The organism is Rothia sp. ZJ1223 (genome assembly GCF_016900985.1).
In the GTDB taxonomy this organism is placed as follows: Bacteria; Actinomycetota; Actinomycetes; order Actinomycetales; family Micrococcaceae; genus Rothia.
The window spans coordinates 235,834-261,686 of record NZ_JAFEUT010000003.1 but is presented as its reverse complement, the minus strand read 5'-3'; the positions used below and the strand labels follow the sequence as shown (position 1 = coordinate 261,686).

General features: G+C 54.2%; 23 protein-coding genes and 1 tRNA gene. 21 read left to right on the top strand and 3 right to left on the bottom strand.

Translation table 11 applies throughout. The annotated features are described in order from the left end of the window. The first annotated feature begins 173 nt into the window (after positions 1–173). The 18 genes from JTP09_RS05460 to ilvA all read left to right on the top strand — a co-directional run bounded on the left by JTP09_RS05460 (position 174) and on the right by ilvA (position 21,542). The gene (locus JTP09_RS05460; protein ID WP_204877439.1) at positions 174–1,805 is read left to right on the top strand and encodes an ABC transporter ATP-binding protein; all 1,632 of its coding nucleotides are present in this window, start codon (positions 174–176) and stop codon (positions 1,803–1,805) included. After that, complete coding sequence (locus JTP09_RS05455) at positions 1,802–3,061, top strand: ABC transporter permease (protein WP_204877438.1); 1,260 nt, start codon at positions 1,802–1,804, stop codon at positions 3,059–3,061. The genes JTP09_RS05460 and JTP09_RS05455 overlap by 4 nt, the downstream gene beginning before the upstream one ends. Continuing rightward, the gene (locus tag JTP09_RS05450) at positions 3,061–4,344 is read left to right on the top strand and encodes an ABC transporter permease (RefSeq protein WP_204877437.1); all 1,284 of its coding nucleotides are present in this window, start codon (positions 3,061–3,063) and stop codon (positions 4,342–4,344) included. Before JTP09_RS05455 ends, JTP09_RS05450 begins: the two co-directional genes overlap by 1 nt. Before the next feature lie 190 nt (positions 4,345–4,534). Continuing rightward, complete coding sequence (locus JTP09_RS05445) at positions 4,535–4,942, top strand: cytidine deaminase (RefSeq protein ID WP_204877436.1); 408 nt, start codon at positions 4,535–4,537, stop codon at positions 4,940–4,942. A gap of 38 nt (positions 4,943–4,980) precedes the next feature. Continuing rightward, a complete protein-coding gene (locus JTP09_RS05440) occupies positions 4,981–6,288 on the top strand; it encodes a thymidine phosphorylase (protein ID WP_204877435.1) in 1,308 nt (435 codons plus the stop codon). A 101-nt stretch (positions 6,289–6,389) separates the two neighbouring features. Then, complete coding sequence (locus JTP09_RS05435) at positions 6,390–8,609, top strand: hypothetical protein (protein WP_204877434.1); 2,220 nt, start codon at positions 6,390–6,392, stop codon at positions 8,607–8,609. A 133-nt stretch (positions 8,610–8,742) separates the two neighbouring features. Next, positions 8,743–9,966, top strand: coding sequence for an adenosine deaminase (locus tag JTP09_RS05430; protein WP_204877433.1), 1,224 nt, complete (start codon positions 8,743–8,745; stop codon positions 9,964–9,966). Next, complete coding sequence (locus tag JTP09_RS05425) at positions 9,966–10,697, top strand: MazG family protein (RefSeq protein ID WP_204877432.1); 732 nt, start codon at positions 9,966–9,968, stop codon at positions 10,695–10,697. Before JTP09_RS05430 ends, JTP09_RS05425 begins: the two co-directional genes overlap by 1 nt. Before the next feature lie 216 nt (positions 10,698–10,913). Further along, entirely contained in the window at positions 10,914–12,194 is a 1,281-nt protein-coding gene (eno, locus tag JTP09_RS05420; protein WP_204877431.1) for a phosphopyruvate hydratase, read from the top strand. Between the two features lie 221 nt (positions 12,195–12,415). Next, on the top strand, positions 12,416–13,117 hold the full coding sequence (locus JTP09_RS05415; protein WP_204877430.1) for a septum formation initiator family protein: 702 nt from the start codon (positions 12,416–12,418) through the stop codon (positions 13,115–13,117). Positions 13,118–13,215: 98 nt separating this feature from the next. Further along, positions 13,216–13,791 (top strand): DUF501 domain-containing protein, encoded by a 576-nt coding sequence (locus tag JTP09_RS05410; protein ID WP_204877429.1) that lies wholly within the window; start codon positions 13,216–13,218, stop codon positions 13,789–13,791. Positions 13,792–13,793: 2 nt separating this feature from the next. Continuing rightward, a complete protein-coding gene (locus JTP09_RS05405) occupies positions 13,794–14,744 on the top strand; it encodes a Ppx/GppA phosphatase family protein (RefSeq protein WP_204877428.1) in 951 nt (316 codons plus the stop codon). A 281-nt stretch (positions 14,745–15,025) separates the two neighbouring features. After that, on the top strand, positions 15,026–16,411 hold the full coding sequence (locus JTP09_RS05400) for an NAD(P)/FAD-dependent oxidoreductase (protein WP_204877427.1): 1,386 nt from the start codon (positions 15,026–15,028) through the stop codon (positions 16,409–16,411). A 75-nt stretch (positions 16,412–16,486) separates the two neighbouring features. After that, positions 16,487–16,560 (top strand) — tRNA-Leu (locus tag JTP09_RS05395). Positions 16,561–16,913: 353 nt separating this feature from the next. Next, a complete protein-coding gene (locus tag JTP09_RS05390; protein ID WP_204877426.1) occupies positions 16,914–17,801 on the top strand; it encodes an HAD family hydrolase in 888 nt (295 codons plus the stop codon). An 86-nt stretch (positions 17,802–17,887) separates the two neighbouring features. Continuing rightward, complete coding sequence (locus JTP09_RS05385; protein ID WP_370592508.1) at positions 17,888–18,775, top strand: Bax inhibitor-1/YccA family protein; 888 nt, start codon at positions 17,888–17,890, stop codon at positions 18,773–18,775. Positions 18,776–18,987: 212 nt separating this feature from the next. Then, positions 18,988–20,235, top strand: a complete 1,248-nt coding sequence (locus JTP09_RS05380) for an AI-2E family transporter (RefSeq protein WP_204877425.1) — start codon at positions 18,988–18,990, stop codon at positions 20,233–20,235. A 56-nt stretch (positions 20,236–20,291) separates the two neighbouring features. After that, a complete protein-coding gene (gene ilvA / locus JTP09_RS05375) occupies positions 20,292–21,542 on the top strand; it encodes a threonine ammonia-lyase (RefSeq protein WP_370592507.1) in 1,251 nt (416 codons plus the stop codon). Between the two features lie 78 nt (positions 21,543–21,620). On the opposite strand, the gene greA is transcribed toward ilvA, so the two are convergent. Both greA and JTP09_RS05365 read right to left on the bottom strand, forming a co-directional pair. Next, positions 21,621–22,124, bottom strand: a complete 504-nt coding sequence (greA, locus tag JTP09_RS05370; protein ID WP_204877423.1) for a transcription elongation factor GreA — start codon at positions 22,122–22,124, stop codon at positions 21,621–21,623. Between the two features lie 180 nt (positions 22,125–22,304). After that, on the bottom strand, positions 22,305–22,709 hold the full coding sequence (locus JTP09_RS05365; protein WP_204877422.1) for a DUF4307 domain-containing protein: 405 nt from the start codon (positions 22,707–22,709) through the stop codon (positions 22,305–22,307). A 212-nt stretch (positions 22,710–22,921) separates the two neighbouring features. Between JTP09_RS05365 and mca the strand changes: the two genes are divergently transcribed. Together mca and JTP09_RS05355 are read left to right on the top strand one after the other, a co-directional pair. Continuing rightward, positions 22,922–23,839, top strand: coding sequence for a mycothiol conjugate amidase Mca (gene mca, locus JTP09_RS05360; RefSeq protein ID WP_239478911.1), 918 nt, complete (start codon positions 22,922–22,924; stop codon positions 23,837–23,839). Between the two features lie 9 nt (positions 23,840–23,848). Continuing rightward, positions 23,849–24,124: a hypothetical protein gene (locus tag JTP09_RS05355; protein WP_204877420.1), complete on the top strand. Its 276-nt coding sequence runs from the start codon at positions 23,849–23,851 to the stop codon at positions 24,122–24,124. 101 nt (positions 24,125–24,225) lie between these two features. On the opposite strand, the gene JTP09_RS05350 is transcribed toward JTP09_RS05355, so the two are convergent. Beyond that, the gene (locus tag JTP09_RS05350) at positions 24,226–24,915 is read right to left on the bottom strand and encodes a hemolysin III family protein (protein ID WP_370592506.1); all 690 of its coding nucleotides are present in this window, start codon (positions 24,913–24,915) and stop codon (positions 24,226–24,228) included. 174 nt (positions 24,916–25,089) lie between these two features. Between JTP09_RS05350 and JTP09_RS05345 the strand changes: the two genes are divergently transcribed. Then, complete coding sequence (locus JTP09_RS05345) at positions 25,090–25,851, top strand: isoprenyl transferase (RefSeq protein ID WP_204877419.1); 762 nt, start codon at positions 25,090–25,092, stop codon at positions 25,849–25,851. Positions 25,852–25,853: the final 2 nt, after the last annotated feature.

Below are 25,853 nucleotides of genomic sequence, written 5' to 3'. Positions count from 1 at the left end.
TTAATCGTTCTGCTAGCTCTTGGGGCTACTGGCAGTACCCAAAAGTGTTGCGCTACCGGTAAAATAGCACGCGCAATATAACTTTATTTGCCGCTGATTTTTTATTCTTCTGGGTATAAGAATCGCGGCGAGTACCAACGACTACTCGAACATCGTTCACAGAAAGCGCATCGATGAAACTCGAACTGCGAGAAGTGACCAAAAAATTTGGTGATTTTACCGCTAATGACAGCATTGACCTGGTGGTTCGCCCAGGCACTGTTCACTGCCTTTTGGGCGAAAACGGTGCGGGTAAGTCAACCCTCATGAACGTGATTTACGGTCTGTACAGACCAACGTCAGGTCAGATTCTCATTGACGACCAGCCGGTTACTTTTAAGGGGCCCGGGGACGCGATGGCGGCAGGTATTGGCATGGTTCACCAGCACTTTATGCTGGTTCCGGTCTTTACCGTTGCTGAGAACATCGCTCTGGGTGCTGAGAGCACCAACGGCGTTACTCTCAACCTCGAAGAAACACGGGTGAAGATTCGTGAGATTTCAGACCGTTACGGGTTCAACGTTGACCCCGATGCCATCGTTGAGAACCTGCCGGTGGGCGTTCAGCAGCGCGTTGAAATCATTAAGGCATTGGTACGCGATGCTGAGATTCTGATTCTGGATGAGCCGACCGCGGTCCTTACCCCCGCTGAGACTGACCAGTTGCTGGAAATCATGGACCAGTTGCGTCGTGACGGCAAATCTCTACTCTTTATCTCCCATAAACTGCGTGAAGTCCGTCAGGTTTCTGACGATATCACGGTGATTCGACGCGGCAAGGTCGTCGGCACTGCTGATCCCAGCGCGTCAACCAATGAACTGGCGTCCTTGATGGTGGGTAAAGCCGTTCAGCTCACCGTTGATAAAGATGAGCCGAAGCTCAACAATAATATTTTTGAGGTCTCCAACCTGACCTTAATCGCTGATAACGGCGTTCCCCTGCTTAAGAATGTCAGCTTTGAGGTGCGCGGCGGCGAGATTCTGGCAGTTGCCGGCGTGCAGGGTAACGGGCAGACTGAGCTTGCTGAATCCATCATCGGTCTACACTCCAAAGCTACCGGCTCTCTGAAGCTCAACGGTCAAGAACTGCTGGGCAAAACCACCAAGCAGGTACTGCATTCCGGTGTTGGCTTTGTACCCGAGGACCGTAGCAAAGACGGGCTTGTCGGTTCATTCTCCATTGCTGAGAACCTCATTCTCGATCTCTTTGACACCTCAGATTACTCATCGGCGGGCACCCTCAAGCGCTCAGCGGTCTCATCGAACGCAGCTCGCGCCGGTAGCGAGTTCGATATCCGTATGGGGTCAACTGCGGACGCGGCGTCCACTCTCTCAGGCGGTAACCAGCAGAAAATCGTGGTGGCGCGTGAACTCTCGCGCGACCTTGAACTCTTCGTTGCTTCACAACCTACCCGCGGTGTGGACGTTGGCTCCATCGAATTCATCCACAAACGCATTGTTGCTGAGCGCGACAAGGGCGTACCCGTTATGATTGTTTCCACTGAACTCGATGAAGTCTACGCACTTGCTGATCGCATCGCTGTTTTCTTCCACGGTGAACTCATGGGTATTGCACCCAAAGACACCCCTCGTTCTGTGCTCGGTCAAATGATGGCGGGAGCTTCCTACGAAGAAGCAAAGGCTAGCCAGCAGGAGGCTACCGGGAGCCTTCCCGAGACTGATTCTGTTCCTCCGGTAGCACAGCAAACCACGCAAGTGCCCTGGGCAGAAAACACCCCATCGACCAGTGAAGGAGAGCGCGCATGAGCGCAGAAAATAAGCCCGCGGCAGTAGCCGCACCTGCGGCTGCTAACCCGCAGATGAGCACCAGCGAAAAGCCCTCACTGGCAACTCGCTTGCTCGGCGGCAGCTTCGGTCTCTCACTCGGCGCGCTTATTGCCGCCCTGTTCCTGGGCGGTGTGCTTATTGCCCTCACTGACCCGGCAACTCAAAAGGCATCAAGTTACTTCTTCGCGCGTCCGCTCGACACCCTTGCCGCCGCTTGGAAATCAGCGACCAATGCTTACATCGCCATGTTCCACGGCTCAATTTACAACCCCAACGCGAAGAGCTTCACCGCCAGCATTCGTCCGCTGACGGAAACCCTCACCGTGGCAACACCCCTGATCTTTGCAGGTCTTGCTGTAGCTCTGCCCTTCCGCGCGGGTATGTTCAACATTGGTGCACAGGGGCAGATTATTTTGGGCGCTCTGGTGTCAGGTTACGTGGGTTTCACCTATGACCTGCCCGCCCCCGTCCTGATTCTGATGGTTGTTCTTGGTGGTATGGTCGGTGGTGCGCTCTGGGGTGGTCTGGTCGGTCTGCTCAAGGCTAAGACTGGTGCCCACGAGGTGATTCTTTCGATCATGCTCAACTACATTGCGGCAAACCTTATTCTCTTGCTTCTCAAAACCCCCGGCTTTCAGCGCGAAGGCAGCTCGAACCCTATTTCGCCGATTCTGCCCGAGGGGGCGCTCTTCCCTCTTCTTCTGGGCAAGGGATTCCGCCTGCACTGGGGCTTTATACTGGCTATTGTCGCAGTTATCTTTGCTGCCTGGTTGATTAACCGCTCCACCGTGGGCTTCCGTCTGCGCGCAGTGGGTGCTAACCCCCACGCCGCCCGCACCGCCGGTATCAATGTTTCAAACGGCTACATCGTGGTCATGGCTATTGCTGGTGCCCTGGCTGGTCTCGCTGGCGCTGCCCAGGTTGCAGGTACAGAAAAGGTCTTGACCACGGGCATCGCAGCGACCTTTGGTTTTGACGCTATCACCGTGGCACTGCTCGGACGTGCCAAGCCCTGGGGAACCTTCTTCGCAGCCCTGCTCTACGGTGCATTCCGTGCCGGTGGCGTTACAATGCAGGTTGAAACCGGCACCAACATTGATATCGTGCTGGTCGTTCAGGCGCTGATTGTTCTCTTTATTGCGGCACCTCCGCTGGTACGCACCATCTTCCGCCTTCCTGACCCCGAAAACCCTAAGAAGGCTTCATCGAAGATCTCACTTCAGGAGGCTAAGTAATGTCTATAGCAGCTACCCCCGCCTTAGCACGAGAAGAAAAAAATATCGTCCGGCACTGGCGCAACCCCATCATTTACGCGGTGCTTGCCCTGACCTCGCTTCTACTGGTGGGTCTCAAGGCACCGAGCAATACAGTTAATTTCCGTCTCTCCGACGGGCTTAAAAGCTATACTGTTCCCGACCTAGCGATTGACCCCACCGTTTACGGCTGGATCGCCTCCATCACGATGGCAGCTATTGCTGCTTTCGCGTTCGTGCAGATGAATAAAGGTCACGAAATTCACCGTGCCTTGCAAATTGCTTTCTGGTTCTTCTTCATTACCGGAATGCTGGTGTGGATTATCGGTTCGGCACGTTCCTCAGATCTTTCGCTCGTTACCTTGCTGACCGGTGCGCTCACCCTGTCAATCCCCATGATTTTCGGTTCGCTCGGCGGTCTTTTGTGCGAGCGCTCCGGCATTATTAACATCGCGATTGAAGCTCAGCTGCTGCTGGGTGCTTTCACCGCTGTGCTAGCAGCTTCGATCACTGGTAACCCCTGGGTTGGTCTGGTTGCTGCGATGGTTGGCGGTGTGCTGGTTTCTTTGATTCTTGCGGTGTTCTCTATCAAGTATCTGGTAGATCAGACCATTGTTGGCGTCGTGGTAAACGTGCTGGTATCGGGTCTTACCGGTTTTCTCTACTCGCGCGTCCTACAAGCTGATCAGGCGAACCTCAACTCAGCACCGAAGCTACCCACTTTTGAGATTCCCGTGCTTTCACAGATTCCCGTGGTGGGACCGGTGCTGTTCAACCAGTCTGTGCTGGTGTATCTCATGTATCTGACGGTGGGTCTGATTTGGTTTGCGCTGAACAAAACCAAGTGGGGTCTGCGTACCCGTGCAGTGGGTGAACACCCCAAAGCAGCTGATACCTTGGGTGTGAATGTGAATCGTCTGCGTTTTACGAACGTCCTGCTTGCTGGCGTTGTTGCAGGTATGGGTGGTGCTTTCTTCACTTTGGTGTCGGTTTCGTCCTTCAATGCGAACATGACCGCGGGCCAGGGTTATATCGCTCTTGCGGCGCTTATTTTCGGACGTTGGAAGCCCTTTGGCGCTCTCTTTGCCTCCTTGCTCTTTGGCTTTACTTTGCAGCTTAACTTTGTGCTATCTCTGCTGGGAACCTCAGTGCCGACCGAGTTGCTGGCAATGCTGCCCTACCTGGTGACAATCTTCGCGGTTGCAGGTTTGGTGGGTGCCTCACGCGGTCCGGCGGCTGCGGGCAAGCCCTACATCAAGGGATAAGCCTATAAACCTTGTGGAGGGTTTCGGACTCCCCGTTCAGCGGTGTTCTGTGAACATTACTAGACGGGGAGTTTTTGCTATCGAGAGGAATGCGTGAGAGCTTTATGCGTTCGCTGGTGGTTTTGATGCACTAACCTGCGCGCTGTGCTTCAAAAGAGTAAACTGGATGTTCCAGAGCGAAGGAGATCTCATGAAGCATACAAGCGCCCAGAGCACAGATATTGACTGGTCGATGCTGACCGAAAAAGCTACTGAGGCAATGAGAACTTCTTATTCGCCCTACTCCCACTATCCGGTGGGGGTTGCTGCACTGACTGATGATGGGCGTGTAGTTACTGGCTGCAATATTGAGAATGCCTCTTTTGGTATTACCCTGTGCGCCGAGTGTTCTCTGGTTTCTGATCTTTTCCGCACCGGTGGCGGCAAACTGGTGGCTTTCGCCTGCGTCGATAAAGAGGGTAAGGCGCTGATGCCGTGTGGTCGCTGCCGCCAGTTGCTCTATGAGCATGCAGCTCCGGGGATGCTCCTGAAATCTGCCGGCGGCGTGATGACTATTGAACAAATGCTGCCGGACGCTTTTGGTCCGGAGCGTTTGTAAGAATCTGTAGATTGACCAATCAATTCAAGGAAGAAATGATGAGCGAACTTTTTGATGCTGTTGATGTTATTCGTACCAAACGCGACCGGGGAGCCCTCAGCGACGCCCAGATCGACTGGGTCATTGACGCATATACCCGTGGGGCTGTCGCGGACGAACAGATGAGTGCCCTGGCGATGGCGATTTTCCTGAACGGTATGGAACGCCGTGAAATTGTTCGTTGGACTCAGGCGATGATTGATTCGGGCGAACGTCTCAACTTTGAATCAATTGTCGGTGAGGGTAAGAAGATCGCGACCTCTGATAAGCACTCCACCGGTGGTGTAGGCGATAAGATTACCCTGCCTTTGGCTCCTCTGGTGGCAGCTTTTGGGGTTGCCGTACCTCAGCTCTCAGGGCGCGGACTGGGTCATACCGGTGGCACCCTGGATAAGCTGGAAGCTATACCGGGGTGGCAGGCGAAGCTCAGCAACGAGCGTGTCATTGAAATTTTGGGGACTACCGGTGCGGTTATTTGCGCTGCTGGTGATGGTCTTGCTCCTGCCGATAAGAAGCTCTATGCCCTGCGTGATGTCACCAGCACTGTTGAGGCGATTCCGCTGATTGCTTCCTCCATCATGTCTAAGAAAATTGCAGAGGGTACCGGTTCGCTGGTGCTTGATGTGAAAGTGGGCTCCGGTGCTTTTATGAAGGATGCGTCGATGGCGCGCGAGCTTGCCCGCGTCATGGTTGATTTGGGTACTGATGCCGGGGTGAAGACTACTGCTTTGCTGACCGATATGAACACCCCGTTGGGTCTGGCTGTGGGTAACGCGTGTGAGGTTGAAGAATCGGTAGGGGTTCTAGCCGGGGGAGGGCCTTCTGATGTTGTGGAACTGACCGTTGCTTTGGCGCGCGAAATGCTGACATCTTCGGGTATTGACGCTGACCCGGCAGAGGCGCTGAAGGACGGACGTGCGATGGATGTGTGGCGCGCGATGGTTCGTGATCAGGGTGGTGACCCCGATGCGGCTCTTCCTCAGCCGAAAGAAACTGTGACTATTACGGCGCCGGAGTCTGGTACTTTGACTGAGCTTGATGCTTACAAGGTGGGTGTAGCTTCTTGGCGTTTGGGCGCAGGGCGCGCTCGTAAGGAAGACCCGGTTCAGCTTGCCGCCGGCATTAAGCTGCACGCCAAGCCGGGTGATGAGGTACGCGAGGGGCAGCCGCTGATGACGCTGATGACTGATACCCCGGAGCGTTTCGAGCGAGCCCAGCAGTCTCTCGAGGGATCTTTCACTATTGGTGGAGACCTGCGAGAACGACCGCTGATTATTGACCGAATTGTGTCTGAGCGTTCGGAATAGGGGGTGACTGCTCCCTCACCTGGCGTATTCTGGTGTAAAGAAAAAGGTGAGGGCGCTACTGCGCCGTCAGTGCTCCGTAGATTTTTAAGAAAGTGAAGCACATGGGTTTATTCGACCGTTTGAAGAAGAAAAACGAACCTGCACCTGTTGAGGCATCGAACCTTGTAGCATCAGGGCAGACGTCAGAGGATCCGCTGGTTGAGCACTCCGAGCCGCAGTTGGCTTCGCTGGATGCCACCGGTGGCTTGTATTGGATTGTCTCGACCATGCAGGGACGCGGTCAGGGTCGCCTGGAGATGGATCTTTCTTTGCAGGGTAGTGAGATGAACTATGTCTTCTCTGATGACAACGGTGAACAGGAGCGCGGTGTCGTTGCCCCCGGCGATGACTGGTTTAAAGGCGTAGCGGCTCTTTACACCGAGTCTGAAAGATCTGAGCACGGCGCTTTTTCTCGTGCTCACATTAGCTACCCGGTGACGAGTGCTCCGGTGCGCGTCGAGGTTCGCTTTACGAATGAAAAAGGCGATGTCGCGAGTGAACACTATGAAGTTCCGCAGCATCTGGCTGAGATTGACGCTGAACCTCACCATGTGTTGAATACCGATGGGTTCAAAGCTGACGGGGCAGAGTCGGTGCAAGAAAACGCGAAAACCGGTGACGAAAACTTGGTGATGCATACCGCTGTACACAGCGAGCAGAACGATGAAGCCCCCGCCTCACCCGCAGTTTTGGCTATCCAGCTCAATGATACTGAGGCTAGTGATGAACACGATGCCCAGAGCCGTTTCGAGCGCATCATGCAGCGTATCGAAGAGGAAAGCTCTGAGCCTGAGACCCTGCCGAGCTTCGAAGAAATCGCCTTTGATACTTTGGAGGCTAAGACTCGTGAGATCGGCGAAGACTCAGCTTTCATGGGCGAGCAGACTGAGACTGCTTTTGAAACAGGGGAACCTCGTAAGACCCCCGAAGATCAGGTGGAGGTGAGCGGGGCAGATGAGGTTCATGAAACCCCCGATGCGCCCACCGACGATGCACCTCAGCACGAGGTAATCTTTGCGAGCGCAGAGACCGATGCAGAGCCTGCTGAGTCTGAGACCGATGTTGAATCAGAGCACCTTCTGAGTTTCGAGGAAAACGATTCTAGTGCAAAGAGCGATACCGACGAGCTCATCGCTGCTCCTGTGGCGTTTGAGGATTCTAATGCTGCGCTGGTGAATGAACCCGCTGTGGGCACTGCTAGCTCGGCAGGTTTTGTTGGTGGACTGGAAGAAGAAACAATTGAAGAATCATCCCATGACTCTGCCCCTGATATCCACAATGTGAGTGCTGTGGATACGGCAACCGAAGCATACCTCGGGGACGACTTCGGATCCCAGACGGGGGCAAGTAGCGCGTCCTTGGATCTCGCGAGCTCCGCAGAAAACGAAGAATGTGCTACGGGAGATGACGCGGAGACCCCTGCCGATGAACTGCTGATTCTTGACGAGACAGTCCAGAGCCCGGATACACAAGAACACGATCCCAGCGAAGCTGAGATTGTCACTGTTGCGCCTCTTGCAGAAGAAATTGAAGAGGAAAGCCAGCAGAACCTTGAAGCTGACCTTGATACAACAGAGTCGGTGGAGACTGAATATTACCCCACCGACGCCGAGTTTTCGATGGCGGCCGATGAGTCAGTACCCGAGGTGATTGATGAATCAGAGTGGGAACAGGACGCTTTCGTTGCGACGGGTTCACCGAACGCCCAGAGTGCGGACGAGGCAGCTGCACCGGGTGCAGCGAGTTTCTTGGATGTAGCTCCCTCATACACTCTGGATGCCCACAATAACGTGGTGTTACCCTCGAAAACCCAGCTGGCAGCGGGCAACCTGGTACTCACTGAGGCAGATGTTGTTGAACGACTGCGTCCGGCGCAGCTTGCCCTCTTTGGCGAGAACGGCACTGCCCGCGATGTTTCTACCGTACTTATTCGCATCCGCTCTTTGGGCTCTTACTACGACGCGCTGACTCACGTACGACGCGATGGTTTCTGGGATCAGCAGAAAACCTTTGAACTGGTGCCTGAGGAAGTTCTGGATCTTTTGCAGCTCAAGTCAGATTCTTACAAGGAGGGTTACGGTGCTCCGCTGGCGATGATGCTACGCTTCACTCCCGGCGTGCCAGTAGAGGCATCTTTTGATTACAGCAACGAAGAAGCCTTCGTGCAGTACCCCGACCACCTTCCTGCCCAGCAGTACGTAGAAGAGTTGCGGATGTTTCCGCGCACCGGCGCTAATATTCCGGAGCACATGAGCGAGGCGCTGGCGTCCTGGACCCTCTAAAACACTTGAATAACTTTCGCTATCAGTAGCCCACCCGCCCGTACCTTCTCGCCCACCCGAGGTGAGGAAGGTGCGGGCGGGTTGCGTGTACTAGAATTTACTCACCATCGACTTTTGAACTAGAGGCATATTTATGACAGCTTCAGCACCGGCACCCGATTACGCTTGGATTGAACAGCTCCCCAAAGTGAGCCTGCATGACCACCTAGATGGGGGAGTCCACCCGCAGACCATCGTTGATATTGCAGCGGAAATCGGTCACGCACTCCCTGCCCAAAACGCCGATGACCTCAAAGCCTGGTTTGAAGATAACGCTAATTCTCGGTCTCTTGCCAGCTACCTTGAAACGTTTAAGCACACGCTGGCGGTGATGCAACGCCGCGAGGATTTAGTGCGTATTGCAGGTGAACATGCCCTCGAGCTTGCTTTTGACGGGGTACTGTACGGTGAAGTTCGCTGGGCACCCGAACTGCACACCGCCGGTGGGCTGAGCATGCAAGAAGCCGTAGAAGCTGTCGCCGAAGGGTTCGCCCAGGGCGCTGCGATGGCGAGCCAGCGCCTGCGTAAACCCGTTATGGTTCGCCAAATCCTCTGCGCTATGCGTCAGAAAAATAATTCCCTCGCCGTCGCCCAGCTGGCTGTCGCCAACCGCGCCTTGGGTGTTGTTGGGTTCGATATTGCAGGGCCCGAGAAAGAATTTTCACTACAGAATCACCGCGAAGCTCTAGACTACGCAACCCAGCATTTTCTTCCCGTCACTCTACACGCTGGTGAAGCGGCATCCTTAGATTCCATTCAAGAAGCCGTAATCGACGGACGCGCCCTGCGGCTGGGGCACGGTGTTCAGATTACCGATGACATCACCATCACCACCTTGGGCGAAGCCAACCCAGAAGCCGTCACCGAGGATCTAGATGCTGACCAGGAAGTGATGAAACTTGGCAACCTTGCAGCCTGGATCAAAGACCGCCAAATTACCCTCGAAATATGCCCCTGCTCTAACTTACAGACGGACGCTGCCGCCTTACTCACCGACATCGGCAGGTTGCCGCTTGAGCAGCAAAAGCGCGCTCGCGATTATGCTTCTCACCCGGTAGCGATGCTTTACCGTAGCGGGTTCGCGGTTACTATTAGCCCTGATAACCGCCTGATGAGTAGCACCTCGGTGACTACCGAGTTCATCAAGTTGCACGAGAACTTTGGGTTCGATTGGCCCGATTTCTTCCAGCTGACGCTGAACGCTGTTGATGGCTCGTTTATGCCCGTTGATCAGAAGCACTCACTGCGCGGTATCTTGCAGGATTACTACAGCACATTTGCCCAGGCACAGGAAGACCTGCCGGAGGAAAGCGCCTAATGTCAGATTCTCACAGCGCCGGCGCTGCCTTCGAACGTCTCGTGGACATCATGGATACTCTGCGTTCGCCCGGTGGTTGCCCCTGGGACGCAGAACAAACCCACGAGTCTTTGGTGCGCTATTTGATTGAAGAGGCCTATGAGGTTGTTGAAGCTATCGAAGCTCCCGAGGGCGTGAACACTGATTTACTGCGTGAGGAGCTGGGTGATGTGCTTCTGCAGGTGGTCTTTCACTCCCGTGTAGCTGCTGAGCGTTCAGCGGAACTGGGCGGATTCGATATTATCGCCGTCATTAACCACCTGTGCGACAAGCTGGAGCGTCGCCATCCCCATGTCTTTGATGAATCCGTCAGCAGCGATATTAGAGATGTCAATGCCCGGTGGGACGAACTCAAAAAAGCAGAGAAACCAGAGCGTACCGGGGTTTTCGACGGTATTCCGCCGCACTTACCGGCACTTGCCTACACTGAGAAAGCTCTCTCAAAATCGAGTAAGGCATCGATTGATCTGCCCGGTTTTGCACAGCGGCACACCCAACAGACTCCTGAAACGGACGCCTTGACGACAGCTCAAACGCAGTGGGCTGCGCGGGCTTTTGAACTGGTGATAGAAGCCCGCGAGCTGGGAATCGACCCCGAACAAGCCCTGCGCGTCTTTACTCGCGCGTCCATGGTATTCGCTGAGAATAACGAATCAGCTTGCGGTGGAAAAACGGAAAAAGCAGGGGCATAACCCAACTAAAACCACAGGATAAAAGTGCATTTATTATTATCACAGAAACGAGGTGGTGGGTTTATGTTTTTTCTACCTGTGTTCATGTGGGTATCTTGCTAAGATGTTAACTAAGAATTTAGCTCTAGAGGGCTTGTCGGTTACAGCCGCAGCTCGTTAGGGTTAGATACGAAGCCACTTCAATTCCTTACTCTATTTCAATCAAGGAGCATATTCATGGCTGTTATTACTGCTGTACACGCACGTCAGATTCTCGATTCACGCGGCAACCCCACCGTTGAGGTTGAGGTTCTGCTTGAAGACGGTGCTTTCGGTCGCGCCGCTGTTCCCTCAGGCGCATCAACCGGTGAATGGGAAGCCGTAGAGCGCCGTGATGGCGAAAAGGCTGTTTACCTCGGCAAGGGTGTTGAGGGTGCAGTTGCTGCTGTTATCGAAGAAATCGCTGAAGACATTATCGGCATCGACGCAACCGACCAGCGTGCAGTTGACGCAGCTATGATTAAGCTCGACGGTACCGACAACAAGGGCAAGCTCGGCGCAAACGCTATTCTCGGCGTTTCAATGGCGGTAGCTAAGGCAGCTGCTGAATCAGCTGATTTGCCCCTCTACAAGTACCTGGGTGGCCCTAACGCTCATGTTCTGCCCGTACCCATGATGAATATCCTCAACGGTGGCTCACACGCTGACTCAAACGTTGATATCCAGGAGTTCATGATTGCTCCCATCGGTTTCGACACCTACTCACGCGCTCTGCAGGCTGGCGTTGAAGTTTACCACGCGCTCAAGAGTGTTCTGCACGACCGCGGTCTTGCAACCGGTCTGGGCGACGAGGGTGGCTTTGCTCCTAACCTTGACTCCAATGCAGCAGCACTCGATTTGATCATCGAAGCAATCGAGAAGGCTGGCTACAAGCCCGGTGAAGAAATCGCACTGGCACTTGACGTTGCATCATCAGAATTCTTTGAAAACGGCTCATACACCTTCGAAGGTCAGCAGAAGTCAGCTGAAGAAATGTCAGCTTACTACGCTGATCTGGTAGCTAAGTACCCCTTGGTTTCCATCGAGGATCCCCTGGACGAGAATGACTGGGACGGCTACAAGACCCTCACCGCTGAAATCGGCGACAAGGTTCAGATCGTGGGTGATGACCTCTTCGTCACCAACCCCGAGCGTCTGGGCAAGGGTATCTCAGAGGGCGCAGCTAACGCTCTGCTCGTGAAGGTGAACCAGATCGGTTCACTGACCGAGACCTTCGACGCTATGCAGCTGGCTCAGCGCAACGACTACCGTTGCATGGTTTCACACCGTTCAGGCGAAACCGAAGACGTCACCATTGCAGATTTGGCTGTTGCAACCAATGCCGGTCAGATTAAGACCGGTGCTCCCGCACGTAGCGAGCGCGTTGCTAAGTACAACCAGCTTCTGCGCATCGAGGAAGAGCTGGGCGAGGCAGCAGCATACGCTGGCGCATCAGCTTTCCCCCGCTTCAAGAAGTAAATTCTTCTCACAGCGCTTGGCTCACCGCTAAACGGTAGGCTAAAAGTGCTTGAATTTGCCCCTGTTTTGTGTGCGCGCATTTTCTTGATTTCAAGAAGTAAGGTTCGCACGCGAGGCAGGGGCATTTTGAGTGGATACGCTCACGCTCTCACCTGTTGAAGACGTAAGACCGGTAGAATGGAACTCTCTGCTCACCGCTAGCGACCGAAAGGTATACGCCCATGAAGAAACTCGGCAACATCTCGGGTGCCCGCTTACAGGGTTTTTTCGGTTCACGACGCGCACCTGCTGGCGTTTCTGCCCGGCGAGATGATAAGCCAACTCGTCAGGTTGGTCAGGGCGCCAACGTCCCCGTCGCAGCGCGTGCTTTTTCGGGTAAATGGGTGGCGGCTCTGGTGGTCTTTGCCCTGGTTGCGCTAGCAGTCTATGGAACCCTGAGCCGCTATATTACTCAATCTGCAGAAATAGCTCAGGTGCAATCGAATATCTCCCGATTAGAGACTGAAAACCGGGAGCTCGCGGTGCAACAGTCGTGGTGGCAAGACGATAATTATGTTCAGCAACAGGCGAAGGGGCGTCTCTTCTATGTGAACCCGGGAGAGACCCCCTATTTAGTCGTTGGTACTGACTACACCACAGAGTTGGCGGATGAAACGAGTGCCAATGCCCTCACTGCTCCCGAAGATAACTGGACCACTAAACTCTGGGACTCCTTCCAACTTTCGGCTGTTAACGGGGATCCGGCAGCCTATCGTGAATCACACCCATCATCAGATGCCGGATCGGCTCTCTCGACGGATCTTCCTAGCAGCAGCGCAGAAACCGAGGGTTCACCCACCCAGGGCAGCAGTTCAGAGACTGCTGAAAGCTCAATGCACAACTCCAGTGCGAGCCCAGAATCCGCAGGTTCTAGCACCCGCTAATACCGCGTGTCTGCCTTCGCCATACTGTAATGAAAGAGCGCGTGCGAAGAGCGGCACTTGCAGAGTAAGAATTTTTTGACCGGTTATAAGGAAAACTCATGACAGCAACCCAACGAACCCCCGGCGGCTTCAACGTGACCGCGCAAACCCTCACCCCGACCGAACAGGATCTTCGCGTTCTTTCGGCACAGCTGGGGCGCACCGTGCGCGACGTTGCAGAAATTCCTGCCCGCTGTGTGTGCGGGAACCCGCTGGTGGCAGCGACCGCTCCGCGCCTTTCGAACGGTAGCCCTTTCCCCACCGTCTTTTACTTAGCCCACCCAGCTATCACCGCTGCGGCGTCGCGTCTTGAAGCTGAAGGTCTCATGTATGACATGACCGACCGCCTCTCAGAAGACGATGAGCTGGCACAAGCCTACGAAGCTGCCCACGAAAATTACATCGCAGAACGCGAGCGTATTCGCCTAGCAGGCGGCATCGACGGGGTTCCTGAAATTACAAATGTTTCTGCAGGTGGCATGCCCACCCGCGTCAAATGCTTGCACGCTGTCATCGGACACACCCTTTCGGTGGGTCGTGGCATTAACCCTATGGGCGATGAGGCGCTAGATGCTATTGCCCCTTGGTGGACTGTCGATCAGTGTACCTGTGACCCCGCATGGAAAGAGGCGTAAAAATGACTGTTGTCGGTGCTATTGACTGCGGTACAAACTCTATTCGTCTGCTGATTACCCGAGCGGACGAGCAGGGTAAGTTGCACGATCTTGAACGTGAAATGCGGGTGGTGCGGCTGGGCGAAGGCGTCGATGCAACCGGTGCATTCAGCGAAGCCGCCCTGGAGCGTACCTTCGCAGCGACCCGCGAGTATGCTGAGCTTTTGCGCCTACATGGGGTAGAAAACGTCCGTTTTGCTGCAACCAGCGCTAGCCGGGATGTTTCAAACCGGGACGCATTTGTGAGCGGTATTCAAGAAATTCTTGGTGTAACACCCGAGGTTATTACCGGTGTGGAAGAGGCAAATCTTTCCTTTGCCGGAGCTGTCTCAGCCGTGGGGCAGAGCGAAAAATCAACTGTTGTCATGGACCTAGGCGGTGGCTCTACCGAGTTCGTAGTGGGCAATAATGAGGGCGTCAGCGGAGCCCTTTCGCTCAACATTGGCTGTGTTCGACTGACCGAACGCCACAAGGTGCAAGCGCCGGTTACCGCCCAACAGCGAGAGCTTGTCGAAGCTGATGTGCGTGCGTCCTTAGAAACGCTTACTCGTGAACTGGATTTCTCATCAGTCACACGCATCGTGGGTGTTGCTGGCACCGTCACAACCGTCACCGCCCAGGTGCTGGGGCTCACCACCTATGACCCCGATGCCATCAACGGCTCAGAGCTTTCCATCGATGTCGTGCAGAAAGCTGCCAACGAGCTGGCGGCGATGAACCGCGAAGAGCGCCTTGCTACCGGCTTTATGCACCCCGGACGCGCGGACGTTATCGGTACTGGAGCGATCATCTGGAGCCAAGCACTGAGCTACCTGCAAGAACAGATACCCGGCATCTCAAACGTTATAATCAGCGAACACGATATTCTCGACGGTATAGCGCTGTCTCTTCTTGAGAGCGGCACAGCACGATAGAGAGCTTGCTTGGCGGGGGCGCACACCATGAGAATGCGTCCCGTACAAAAATTAGTTACGCTGTAAAGATTACTGTCTACACGCACAAACAAATAAGCATTAAAGCCTGCATCAATGGCACAATGTTTAATGAAGCTTTTTGTCCTCGCATTCCGCGCGATGGACAACGAGGTAGCGCTGAACAAGCCTACCCGGCACTTACGACGGTAGTAGTGAGTTCTCACGGAGATTAGCTCACGCTGCGGGTCGTACACAGTACAAAGGGAAGAAGCAAAAAGATTATGGCATTCACCAAGTTGGCGCAGGATCGCCCACGCATTCTGATTGTCGGCGGTGGCTACGTAGGGTTCACCGTTGCACAGAAAATTCAGAAGGAAATCAAGGATTCCGGTGGCATCGTCACCATCGTAGAACCCAACCCCTACATGACCTACCAGCCCTTCCTCCCCGAAGTAGCTGCAGGCTCCATGGAAGGTCGCAACGCAACCGTTCCGCTGCGCCAGCACCTGACCGACACCGAAATCGTTTCCGGTCGCGTCACCTCCATTAACCACGCAGAGCGCACCGCAACCGTTGAACCCATCAACGCAGGCGAGTCCTTCGACATCACCTATGACGAGATCGTTCTGGGCGCAGGCGCTGTAACCCGTGCATTCCCGATCCCCGGTCTGGCAGATGTTGCTATCGGCATGAAGACCGTCGAAGAAGCAGTTAGCGTACGCAACTGGGTTCTAGAGCGCATCGAAACCGCATCCCTCACCGCTAACGAAGAAGAGCGCCGTCGCGCCCTGACCTTCGTCGTTGTCGGTGGCGGCTTTGCGGGTGTCGAAACCATCTCAGAACTCGAAGACATGGCACGCGTTGCAGTCAAGCGCAACGAGCGCCTGCGCGTCTCAGACCTGCACTTCATGCTCATCGAAGCAGCACCGCGCATCATGCCCGAGGTCCCCGCAGACCGCGCTGAGAAGGTCGTTGCTGAACTGCGCGCCCGCGGCATCGAGGTACTGCTCAACACCTCACTTGCCGATGCAACCGACGGCAACCTGCAGCTGATCAACATGGGCGACAAGTCACCCGCGGGCGAAGCAAGCACCGACACCCTCATCTGGACTGCCGGTGTAGCAGCATCCCCCATGCTCAAAGAGACCGATTTCCCCATCGACGAGCGTGGACGCATCCGCGTGGGCGCAGACCTGCGCGTCACCGGCGACGACGGTGTAGTAGAGGGCGCATGGGCAGCAGGCGACAACGCAGCTGTACCCGACCTCTCAGGTGGCGGCGTAGGCGGCTACTGCGTACCCAACGCCCAGCACGCCTCACGTCAGGCACTGCGCTTGTCAAAGAACCTGCTGGCAGCTCGCAAGGGCGAACCCCTCAAGGACTACTACCACGCAACCATCGGCGTTGTCGCAGGTCTGGGTCTCTGGAAGGGCGTCGCAAACGTCAAGGGCAAGACCATCGCTGGCCCGCTGGCATGGATTATGCACCGCGGTTACCACGGCTACGCAATCCCCACCGTCGAACGCACCGTCCGCGTCATGGCAGTATGGGGTCTCAACCAGGTCTTCGGTCGTGACACCTCATCAATCCGTCACCAGCGCTCACCGCGACGTGCTTTCCAGGAAGCAACCGGAACCGCGTCCGAGAAGACAAAAGCACGCCTCTAACCACGGTTTTGGGGTCTAACCCCAAGCTCTGGTATAAATAGCTAGTGTCTGTTTTTATCAGCAGATACCAGCTAAGCCCCTATAGCCCAATTGGCAGAGGCAGCAGACTTAAAATCTGCCAAGTGTGGGTTCGAGTCCCACTGGGGGCACTTCAAAAACCACCAATGCTTACGCGTTGGTGGTTTTTTCGTATCCCGCAGTGGGTGCGATCGTGGGCTCGCTCCTCTGAGCGAGGGTTCAATCCATACTCGGTGGCTTGGGTGACCAAGCTATGTTCAGGTGACCGCGATAAACGTGGTCACTTGGGCAGAGTACGGTCACTGTGAGTAGAAGGTGGTCACTGGGACGGGGAGAGGCACAATACCCCAGCATCTGCGTAAACATTGGGGGGGGGGGTAATAGTCAGTGCAAAGTTTCAGCACGAGCTGATTCGTCATACAGAGCCTACTTACAATAGGAAGGCTAGAGTTGTACAAGAACCCGTATACAGAAAGAAGCCTCCATGAGCCTGAAACTTATTGCCACCGATATGGACGGCACACTACTGCGAGACACTGATAAAGCATTTGATACTGAACGTTTCAATCGCATCATGGACGCGATGGAAGAACAGGGCATTCATTTTGTGGTTGCATCGGGCAACCAGCTACCTAAACTGCATCATTACCTGGAAGGGTACCGCGCGCGTCCTCTGACATACATTGCTGAAAATGGGGCATATATCGCTGACCAAGAAAAAGATATTCTTATCTCAGGATTTTCGGATAAAACCATCCAGCAGACATTGGCTGTGCTCGATGAGTTCCCAGCGATCGGCGTTATTATCTCTGGTCACCAGCACGCTTATATGCCAACCCACCGCGCCGAACCGATTGCTCGGTTAATAAGGGACCACATGGATTTCTTGGGGGCTGACTACGATAAGCAGGTTGATCCTCTGACCTTTATTAGCCGCTGGTACCCCACCGTCCGCCCTATTGACGATTACGCTGACCTTCGCGATGAGACCGTGGTTAAGTTTGCCTTGCAAACCCGGCGCCGTGAAACTGACCAGATTCTCGCCGAGCTGATTAATCGGTTGCCATCAAATGTTGTTCCGGTGACCTCTGGGTTTGGGGCGATCGATTTGATTTCCCGCGGGGTTAATAAGGGCAGCGCTCTGAAGTGGCTGGGGGAGCAGCAGAACATCAAACCTGAGGAAATGATTGCTTTCGGTGATGCTGCTAATGATGCTGAGATGCTGAGCTATGTGGGTACTGGCATCGCTATGGACAACGCATCCCCTGCACTCAAAGCCTCAGCTGACCTAGTGATTGGTAATAATAATGACGGCGGTGTGCTTGATTATCTCGAGGAAATTCTTGGCATTTCAGCTAAGCATCTCTCATAACGCCTTCAGCAAAATCACACTCTTTGACCGTAAAAATTCGGTAGGGTAGGTAAGAGCAATTCAAGAACACGACCTAGGAGACACCTGTGGCAGGTAACCCCCTCATTACTTCAATGGGCAACCAGCATAAAGGCGATCCCCGTTTTGGCCAGTTCGGTGCGGGCGGTACTTCAACCGCTCAGTACGGTCAGCAGTCATACGGCAACGCTTACGGCGCCCCCCAGTACGGCCAGAATCCGTATGCTCAGAACACTTACCAGCAGCCTAATGCTGAGCAGTTGAACCAGATGTACAAGGCTCCCGCTGCAAGCAATCTTGAAGCAGGACGCGTCACTATGGACGACGTTGTGCGCAAGACCGGCATTAACCTTGCTGTAGTGGTTGCCGCTGGTGCAGTTGCCTGGTTCATTCCTGTATTGATGTACCTCGGTTTGGTGGGCGGCATCGTCCTGGGTCTGGTGAACGCCTTTAAGAAAAAGGTCTCACCGGCTCTCATCGTGACCTATTCGCTGATGCAGGGTCTCTTCCTGGGCGGTGTTTCTCGTCTTTTTGACTATGCCTACCCCGGTATTGTGGTTCAGGCTGTGGGCGGAACTGTTGTGGTAGCCGGTACCATCTTGGTACTTTTTGCTAACAAGAAGCTGCGCACTACCCCCAAGCTCAACAAGTTCTTCATGATTGCGGCTTCTGCCTACCTGGTTTTCTTGCTCATCAACCTGGTGAGCACCTTTGTCTTCCAAGTTAGCCTTTACGGCGCTAATCCTTACGTTGGTTTGGCTATTGCCCTCTTTGCGGTATTGCTGGCATCCTACTCACTTTTGCAGGATTACACCAACGTGACTGAGATGGTTAATGCAGGTGCGCCCAAGAGCGAGTCCTGGCGCTTGGCGTTTGCACTGACCGCGTCTTTGGTCTGGTTGTACATTGAGATTCTTCGTGTACTGAGCTTCCTGCGTCAGATTGCAGATAATTAAATAGACTGTATTCTTCGGTGCATAAAAGCGTCGGTCTCTTTCGCGTGTGAAAGAGACCGACGCTTTTTGTATATTGCTGCTCCCACTGCTTACTCAGCAGAAGGACGCCAAGAGCAACCGGAGTGCCGGGGCTGGTAAATGTGGTGAAGAACGAAGAGAATTAGCTCCTGCGGAGTGGTTATGAGTTAGCCAAGGTGTGCGATTATTGAACAATGATTGAAAAAAGCGTAGAGAACCAGCCGCTGGCAGCCTCGGTGCAAGACAGTGACTCAACCAGCCGCGAGGTACCTTTTGCCTTACAAATTGCGGCATCGTGGTCGTGGCGCCTTATTGTTGTTGCAGTGGTTGCGTGGGGTCTGTCAAAGATGCTGGGGAGCGTGAGCCTCATTGTTGTTTCAGTGATGGTGGCGGCTCTGCTTGCCGGTTTGTTGTCGCCCGTAGTGTTTATCCTCCGTAAATACGGTGTTATCCCCGGTCTGGCAACTGCTATCACCGAAATTGGTTTTATTGCAACTATTGTCGGTTTGCTGACTTTGGTAGGGCAGCAGATGATTTCAGGTTTCAGCAATCTGGCTGACCAAGCAATGAAGGGCTACCAGCAGCTAATCGTACTGCTGCAGGATTTGCCCATTAACGTGGGTGCCGCCCAATTCGACAAAATGGCATCTGACGGGCTTAACACCCTCAAAGATAACGCTGACACTATCTTCACCGGTGTAGCCAACGTGGGTTCCACCGCCTCAAACTTCGCTACAGGCATGGCGATCTGCCTGTTCACCCTTATCTTTTTCTTGATGGAAGGCGAGAAGATTTGGCTGTTCCTGGTAGGTTTGTTCCCCCGTGCCGCACGACGCGCGGTGAACGGTGCTGGCCGCCGTGGCTGGAAGTCCATGGTTTCCTACGTTCGTGTTCAGGTATTCGTTGCCTTCGTGGATGCGGTGGGCATTGGTCTTGCAGCTTTCTTCTTGGGTGTGCCCCTCTCCTTCCCCCTGGGCGTTCTCGTATTCTTGAGCTCCTTTATTCCTGTGGTAGGTGCTCTTGCCAGTGGAGCTGTCGCAGTTCTGCTTGCGCTGGTGGCTAACGGCCCGGTTAACGCGATTATCATGTTCGGTATGGTGCTGCTGGTTCAGCAGGTTGAATCTAACATTCTGCAGCCCCTGGTGATGGGTAAAGCTGTTTCTTTGCATCCGCTGGCAGTCATTATTGCTGTGGCTGGCGGCAGCATCCTCTTCGGCATCACCGGCGCTCTCTTTGCGGTGCCGCTACTCGCAATGATCAACACCGTGGTGCGCTACCTTGCTAACCGCGAGTGGGAAATTGATGAGGAGATCCGCAGGAGCGAGTTCTTGTACCCTCACGAGATTGAACGTAAGAAAAAGAAAGCAATTGCTGAGAAGGTTAAAGAACGTATGAACCGTAAGCGTGAATCAGATGCTGAGATGACGGCTACTGAGGCTTAAGCGCAGCATTACACTAAAGATAGGTTGACGATTTTTATGCTGAGGAGCTAATGTCTGTGAGCACACGTGAAGATTTGCCGGTGACTCTGGCTGATATTGAAAGCGCACATGAGCTGTTGGAGGGCGTTATTGAGCGCACTCCGGTTGCTCATTCACGTGCTTTAGAAAACAAGGTTGGTTCACCGGTTTTCTTCAAGGCTGAGAACTTGCAGCGTTCGGGTTCTTTTAAGGTGCGCGGCGCTTATGTTCGCATGGCGAAGCTCTCCGATGCTGAAAAGGCGCGGGGCGTGGTGGCTGCTTCGGCAGGTAACCACGCTCAGGGGGTTGCTTTGGCGGCGTCGAAGCTCGGTATTAAGGCTCGTATCTATATGCCTCAGGGCGCGGCACTACCTAAGATTGCAGCAACCCGTGACCACGGTGCAGAGGTTGTTCTCTTTGGCAAGACGGTTGATGAGGCTTTAGCAGAGGCAAAGCGTTTTGCCGATGAAACCGGCGCGGTGTTTGTACACCCCTTTGATAACGCTGACATCATTGCTGGTCAGGGCACACTGGGGCTTGAAATTTTAGAGCAGGTACCCGATGTCGATACCATTTTTGCGGGTGTTGGTGGCGGTGGACTGCTAGCCGGTTTGGCTGTCGCCGTGCGCGCTAAAGAAAAAGAGCTGGGCAAAAAGATCCGCATTATCGGTGTTCAGGCTGAGCACGCTGCGGCGTACCCACCCTCCTTGGCGGCGGACGCGCTGGTGCCACTGAAAAAGGTATCTACCATTGCCGATGGTATCGCCGTGGGGCGTCCCGGTCAGCTGCCCTTTGACATTATCAAAGAGCTGGTCGATGACGTACACACGGTTTCTGAAGATGACATAGCCCGCGCTCTCATCTTCTTACTAGAGCGCAACAAACTGGTGGTAGAGCCTGCCGGTTCTGTGCCGGTAGCAGCGGTGATGAGCCCTGCAACCAGTGAGAAGTACGGTGATTTGGGCACGACTGTTTGTGTGCTTTCGGGCGGAAACATTGACCCCATGCTGATGCTTAAGGTGATTCAGCGCGGTCTATCAGCGGCTGGACGCTACCTCACGGTGCGTCTGATGCTCACTGACCGCCCAGGTGAGCTAACCACTATCTCATCAATCATCTCCCAGAACTCAGCTAACGTTACCGGTGTTAATTACACTGGTGCGTCCGGTGCTCTCTCTATGGGCGAAGTGTTCATTACTATCGACATGGAAACCAAGGGGCATGAACACTGCGAAGAGGTGCTTGAAGCTCTGCGCGCAGATGGCTATGAACCGATCGTGGTCTATTAAAATAAAAGCCCATATGTAAAAAGTGAGGGGACGCAGGATGCGTACCCTCACTTTTAGTTTAAAGATGCTGGTTGGAAATTAGCCCTGGAAAGGCTTGGCATCAATAATCTTGACGGTGATCTCTTTGCCATTGGGTGCCTCATAGGTGACTGAGTCGCCAGCCTTGTGACCGTTGATAGCCGCGCCCATAGGGGATTTCTCTGAGAAGACCTGGAGGTCACTGCCGCCAACCAAGGTCTCAGCTACTTCGCGTGAGCCGAGAAGGAACTTCATGGTTTTTCCGGCAAGTTCTGCCTCAACAACCATGCCGGGTTCAACGATGCCGTCGTCCTTGACTGATTCGCCCACCTGAGCGTTTTCGAGCAGTTTCTTGAGCTGGTTGATGCGGGCTTCGTTCTTGCCCTGTTCTTCGCGGGCAGCGTGGTAGCCACCGTTTTCTTTGAGGTCGCCTTCGTCGCGAGCCGCTGCAATACGGTCAATAATTTCCTGGCGGTAGGGCCCAGAGATACGCTCAAGCTCCTCGGTGAGACGGTCGTATGCTTCCTGGGTTAGCCAGGCGCCTTCGTGCTGTTCTTCAGACATGGAGAACAATTCCTTTCACTCAATTAAGACCGGTATATACCGGTGAAATCTGTGTTTTATTCTACGGCGTGTCCAGACGATACACGAAACTATACGGCAGCATGACGTGAACAAATCATCAGTGTACGCAGCGCATGCTCTAGGTTTGCGAACTACAGAGACATGAACGTCGTGTGAAATCTATAGGCTCCAGCACGCCTCAACGACAGCGGTGTGGGCGGGGGAAGTGATGAACAGGTGAGCGGTGTGGGCGGTGACGCGTTCACCGTTCTGGGACGGGCCTATGGTTACCTCATCCCACCCCACCGGTGCGCTGGCTGTATTAAGTGCCTGCAGGGTGCATACTGCTGTGGTGGAAGGGTCTTTGACAATCTCAAAAGAGACACTCACTTCGTCCCCGCTGGTGAGTTCATAACCGGTATTTTTAAACTCCGGGGCGGCTGCGCTTTGTGCTGTTTGAACCCAAATGCCCCATACCACTGCACCAGCGATGAGAACAGCGCTAAGAATGGCCCAAAAACGGGTGGGCAGGGGCTTACGCGCCGATTTCTGCCCGTAACGATCTGAAAGTATCTGGTTGCTCACACAAACCTCAAAATAAGACGTAAAATATTTCGCCAGAAAATAACGGGTCTCTTGATTCGCTAAAATAGAAAGACCACAATAACTGCCATTGAGTGCGGTTTACCCCGTTACTTCTCGTAGCGGGTAATACCTACTGTATCGAAAAACTGCGGAGAGCAAACGTGAGTGACGCTGGGAAAATCTCAAACAATGCGGAAAACCCGCAGTCTGCGCTGCAAGAATTAGCCGATGATTACACCGGTTTTCGCATTCTTGCTGTACACGCTCATCCCGATGATGAGTCGTCAAAGGGCGCTGCGATGATGGCTGCCTACGCTGCGCGAGGTGCGCGCGTCATGGTTGCCTCCATGACGGGTGGCGAACGTGGGGACGTGCTCACCGCGGTTTCTGACACCAATCCCGCTGCCCATCGCTACCTGCCCTCAGTACGCCGTGCAGAGATGGCGCAGGCACGAGATATTTTGGGTATTGAACACCGGTGGATTGGTTTCATGGATTCAGGTTTACCCGAAGGTGATCCTCTGCCACCGTTGCCTTTTGGTTGCTTTGCCAGCCAACCCTTGGAGCGTGCGTCCGCGCCGTTGGTGCGCTTGGTACGTAGATTCAAACCGCACGTTATTCTTTCCTACGATGAAATTGGCGGTTACCCCCACCCCGATCACATTATGTCGCACCGTGTGGCGGTGGAGGCTTTTCACGCAGCGGGGGACGCCTCTGCCTACCTGAACGAGGGCGAGCCGTGGGCACCGCTGAAGCTCTACTATGACCGAGCGTTCAACCTTGACCGCCTCAATGCTATTAACGACTACCTGGTAGCAAAGGGCACCGAGAATCCTTTTGCTGAGTGGATTGCGCGCCGTCAAGAACAAGATGCAGAGGGGCACACTGCCCCGGTTTCGCGTCACCAGACCACCACTCGAATTCTTTCAAAGGACTACTTTGCCCAGCGAGATCAGGCTCTACTTTCTCACGCCACACAGGTAGGACCAAAGGATCTATTCTTTGCCCTCACCCCGGAGGAAACTGCTGAAGTATGGCCCACCGATGACTACGTTCTTATCGAGTCACGGGTTGAAACGTCTCTGCCCGAAACCGACTTTGCTGCGGGCATTGACTACAAAGAACGATAAGGTGTCACTATGAATGTTTTGCTGAGTGAAGCGCTGATTCTTGCTGCTGACCTATCCACCGTGACCCCTAGCATACAGCAGTACAATGCTGACGGCTCGCCCCTGGGTTCTCCGGGCATTACAGGTGCGCTGGTTACTATGATTTTGGGTGTTCTGATTATCTTGCTGGGTCTCGATCTGACCCGCCGTACCCGCCGTCTGCGCTACCGTATGGACTACGCACTGGCGCGTGAAGAACAAGAAAAACAGGGCGCTCACCCCAAGGAATCGCCCCGGTCTCACTAGGGTCTAAGACACCGCCTTTTGGCGCACAAATGCCGGTTACCTCTGAGACGAGGTAACCGGCGTTTTACGTTTGCTGAATAACCATGGGGCAATTTAGGGGTTTACCGATTGCTCATAACCGCCATCATCACCGCTATGTAGTGCAGAATGAAACCGACGAGGGTACAAGCATGAAAAAGCTCGTGGAAACCAAAGTTCTTGGGCGAGAGCTTAGGGTATTTAGTGCCGTAGAAAATAGCACCCAGAATATAGATAGCCCCGCCCACCGCAATGAGCACTGATGCGGCGGGGGAGACCTGCCAGAAATCAGGCAGATAGAAAACTGCGATTAAGCCCATCACCGCATAGATGGGGGTATAGAGCCACCGAGGGGCGTGCGTCCAAAGAACCCTGAACAGTACCACAGCAATGGCACAACCCCAGATAATCCATAGCAAAATGCCTCGCTGAGGCTGCTGCAAAAGACCCACCGCCAGTGGCGTATAAGTACCCGCAATGACCAGGGCAATATTGGCGTGGTCGAGGCGCTTGAACACCAACCGCCACTTATCAGACCAATACGCCCGGTGATACATACCCGAAACACCAAAGAGTAGGACGCCTGTGAGCGCGAAAATAGCGCACGCTAAGCCCATCAAGCTACCGCCCGAGAGCGCAACCAGCACAATGCCAGCCACAAAAACCAGCGGCGCGAAACCAGCGTGCAACCAGCCGCGCATCAGCGGTTTCTTCTCAAAATAAGGGTGATCAGCGCTCAGCGAACTCGCCGCTGGTTTGCGTGAAGTATTCACAATCTTTCCTTTTTTTGATGATGTGTGGAACCTAAATATCAGTATGACCGATACAGCGTGATGCCCGCGAAAAGTTACTCAATATGTAGACAAGAATGAGGCACCGCAAAAGTTCACTTCACCGATGTAGCGTTAGAATATAGACCTACCACTTAGTTAGCGTCGAGGGGAATCATGAAAATACCGCAGCCGGTGTACAAGGTCTACGACCGCGCTCTTAGTTCATCGATTCCAGAAGACCGCCTACCTGCACATATTGGTGTGCTGGTGGATGGCAACCGACGCTGGGCAGCCCAACTGGGGCAGAGCACCAAACACGGTCATCTCGCCGGTGCTAGTCGTATCACGGAGTTCTTGAACTGGTGTACCGAGCTGAAAATCCCAATGGTTACCCTTTACATGCTCTCCACCGAGAACCTCAAACGATCTGAAGCTGAGCTGGTTGATCTACTGGATGTCATTGAGGGCTTTATTCAGGAGCTAGAGAGCGCTCGCATCGCACGTATTCGTGGGGTGGGTAAACTTGAGGCGTTGCCACCGAGCCTACGGGGTACTTTGCAGACTGCGATGGAGGCAACCGCCGATATCGAGCAGCTGCACGTCAATATTGCGGTGGGCTACGGTGGTCGCCAGGAGATTGTGGACGCTGTTCGCGATTTGATTCTCAGCGCTGTGGCTGAGGGTAAAGACCTGGAGGAGCTGGCTCGTTCACTGGAGATTGATGATATTTCAGCCCACCTCTATACCAAAGGTCTTCCTGACCCGGATCTTCTCATCAGAACCTCCGGTGAGCAACGGCTTTCGGGTTTTCTTACCTGGCAGTCTGCCTACTCCGAGTTCCATTTTTGTGAGGCTCTCTGGCCAGATTTTAGGCGTACAGATTTTCTGCGTGCCTTGCGCGATTATGCCAACCGTCAGCGCCGGTTTGGGTCATAGAA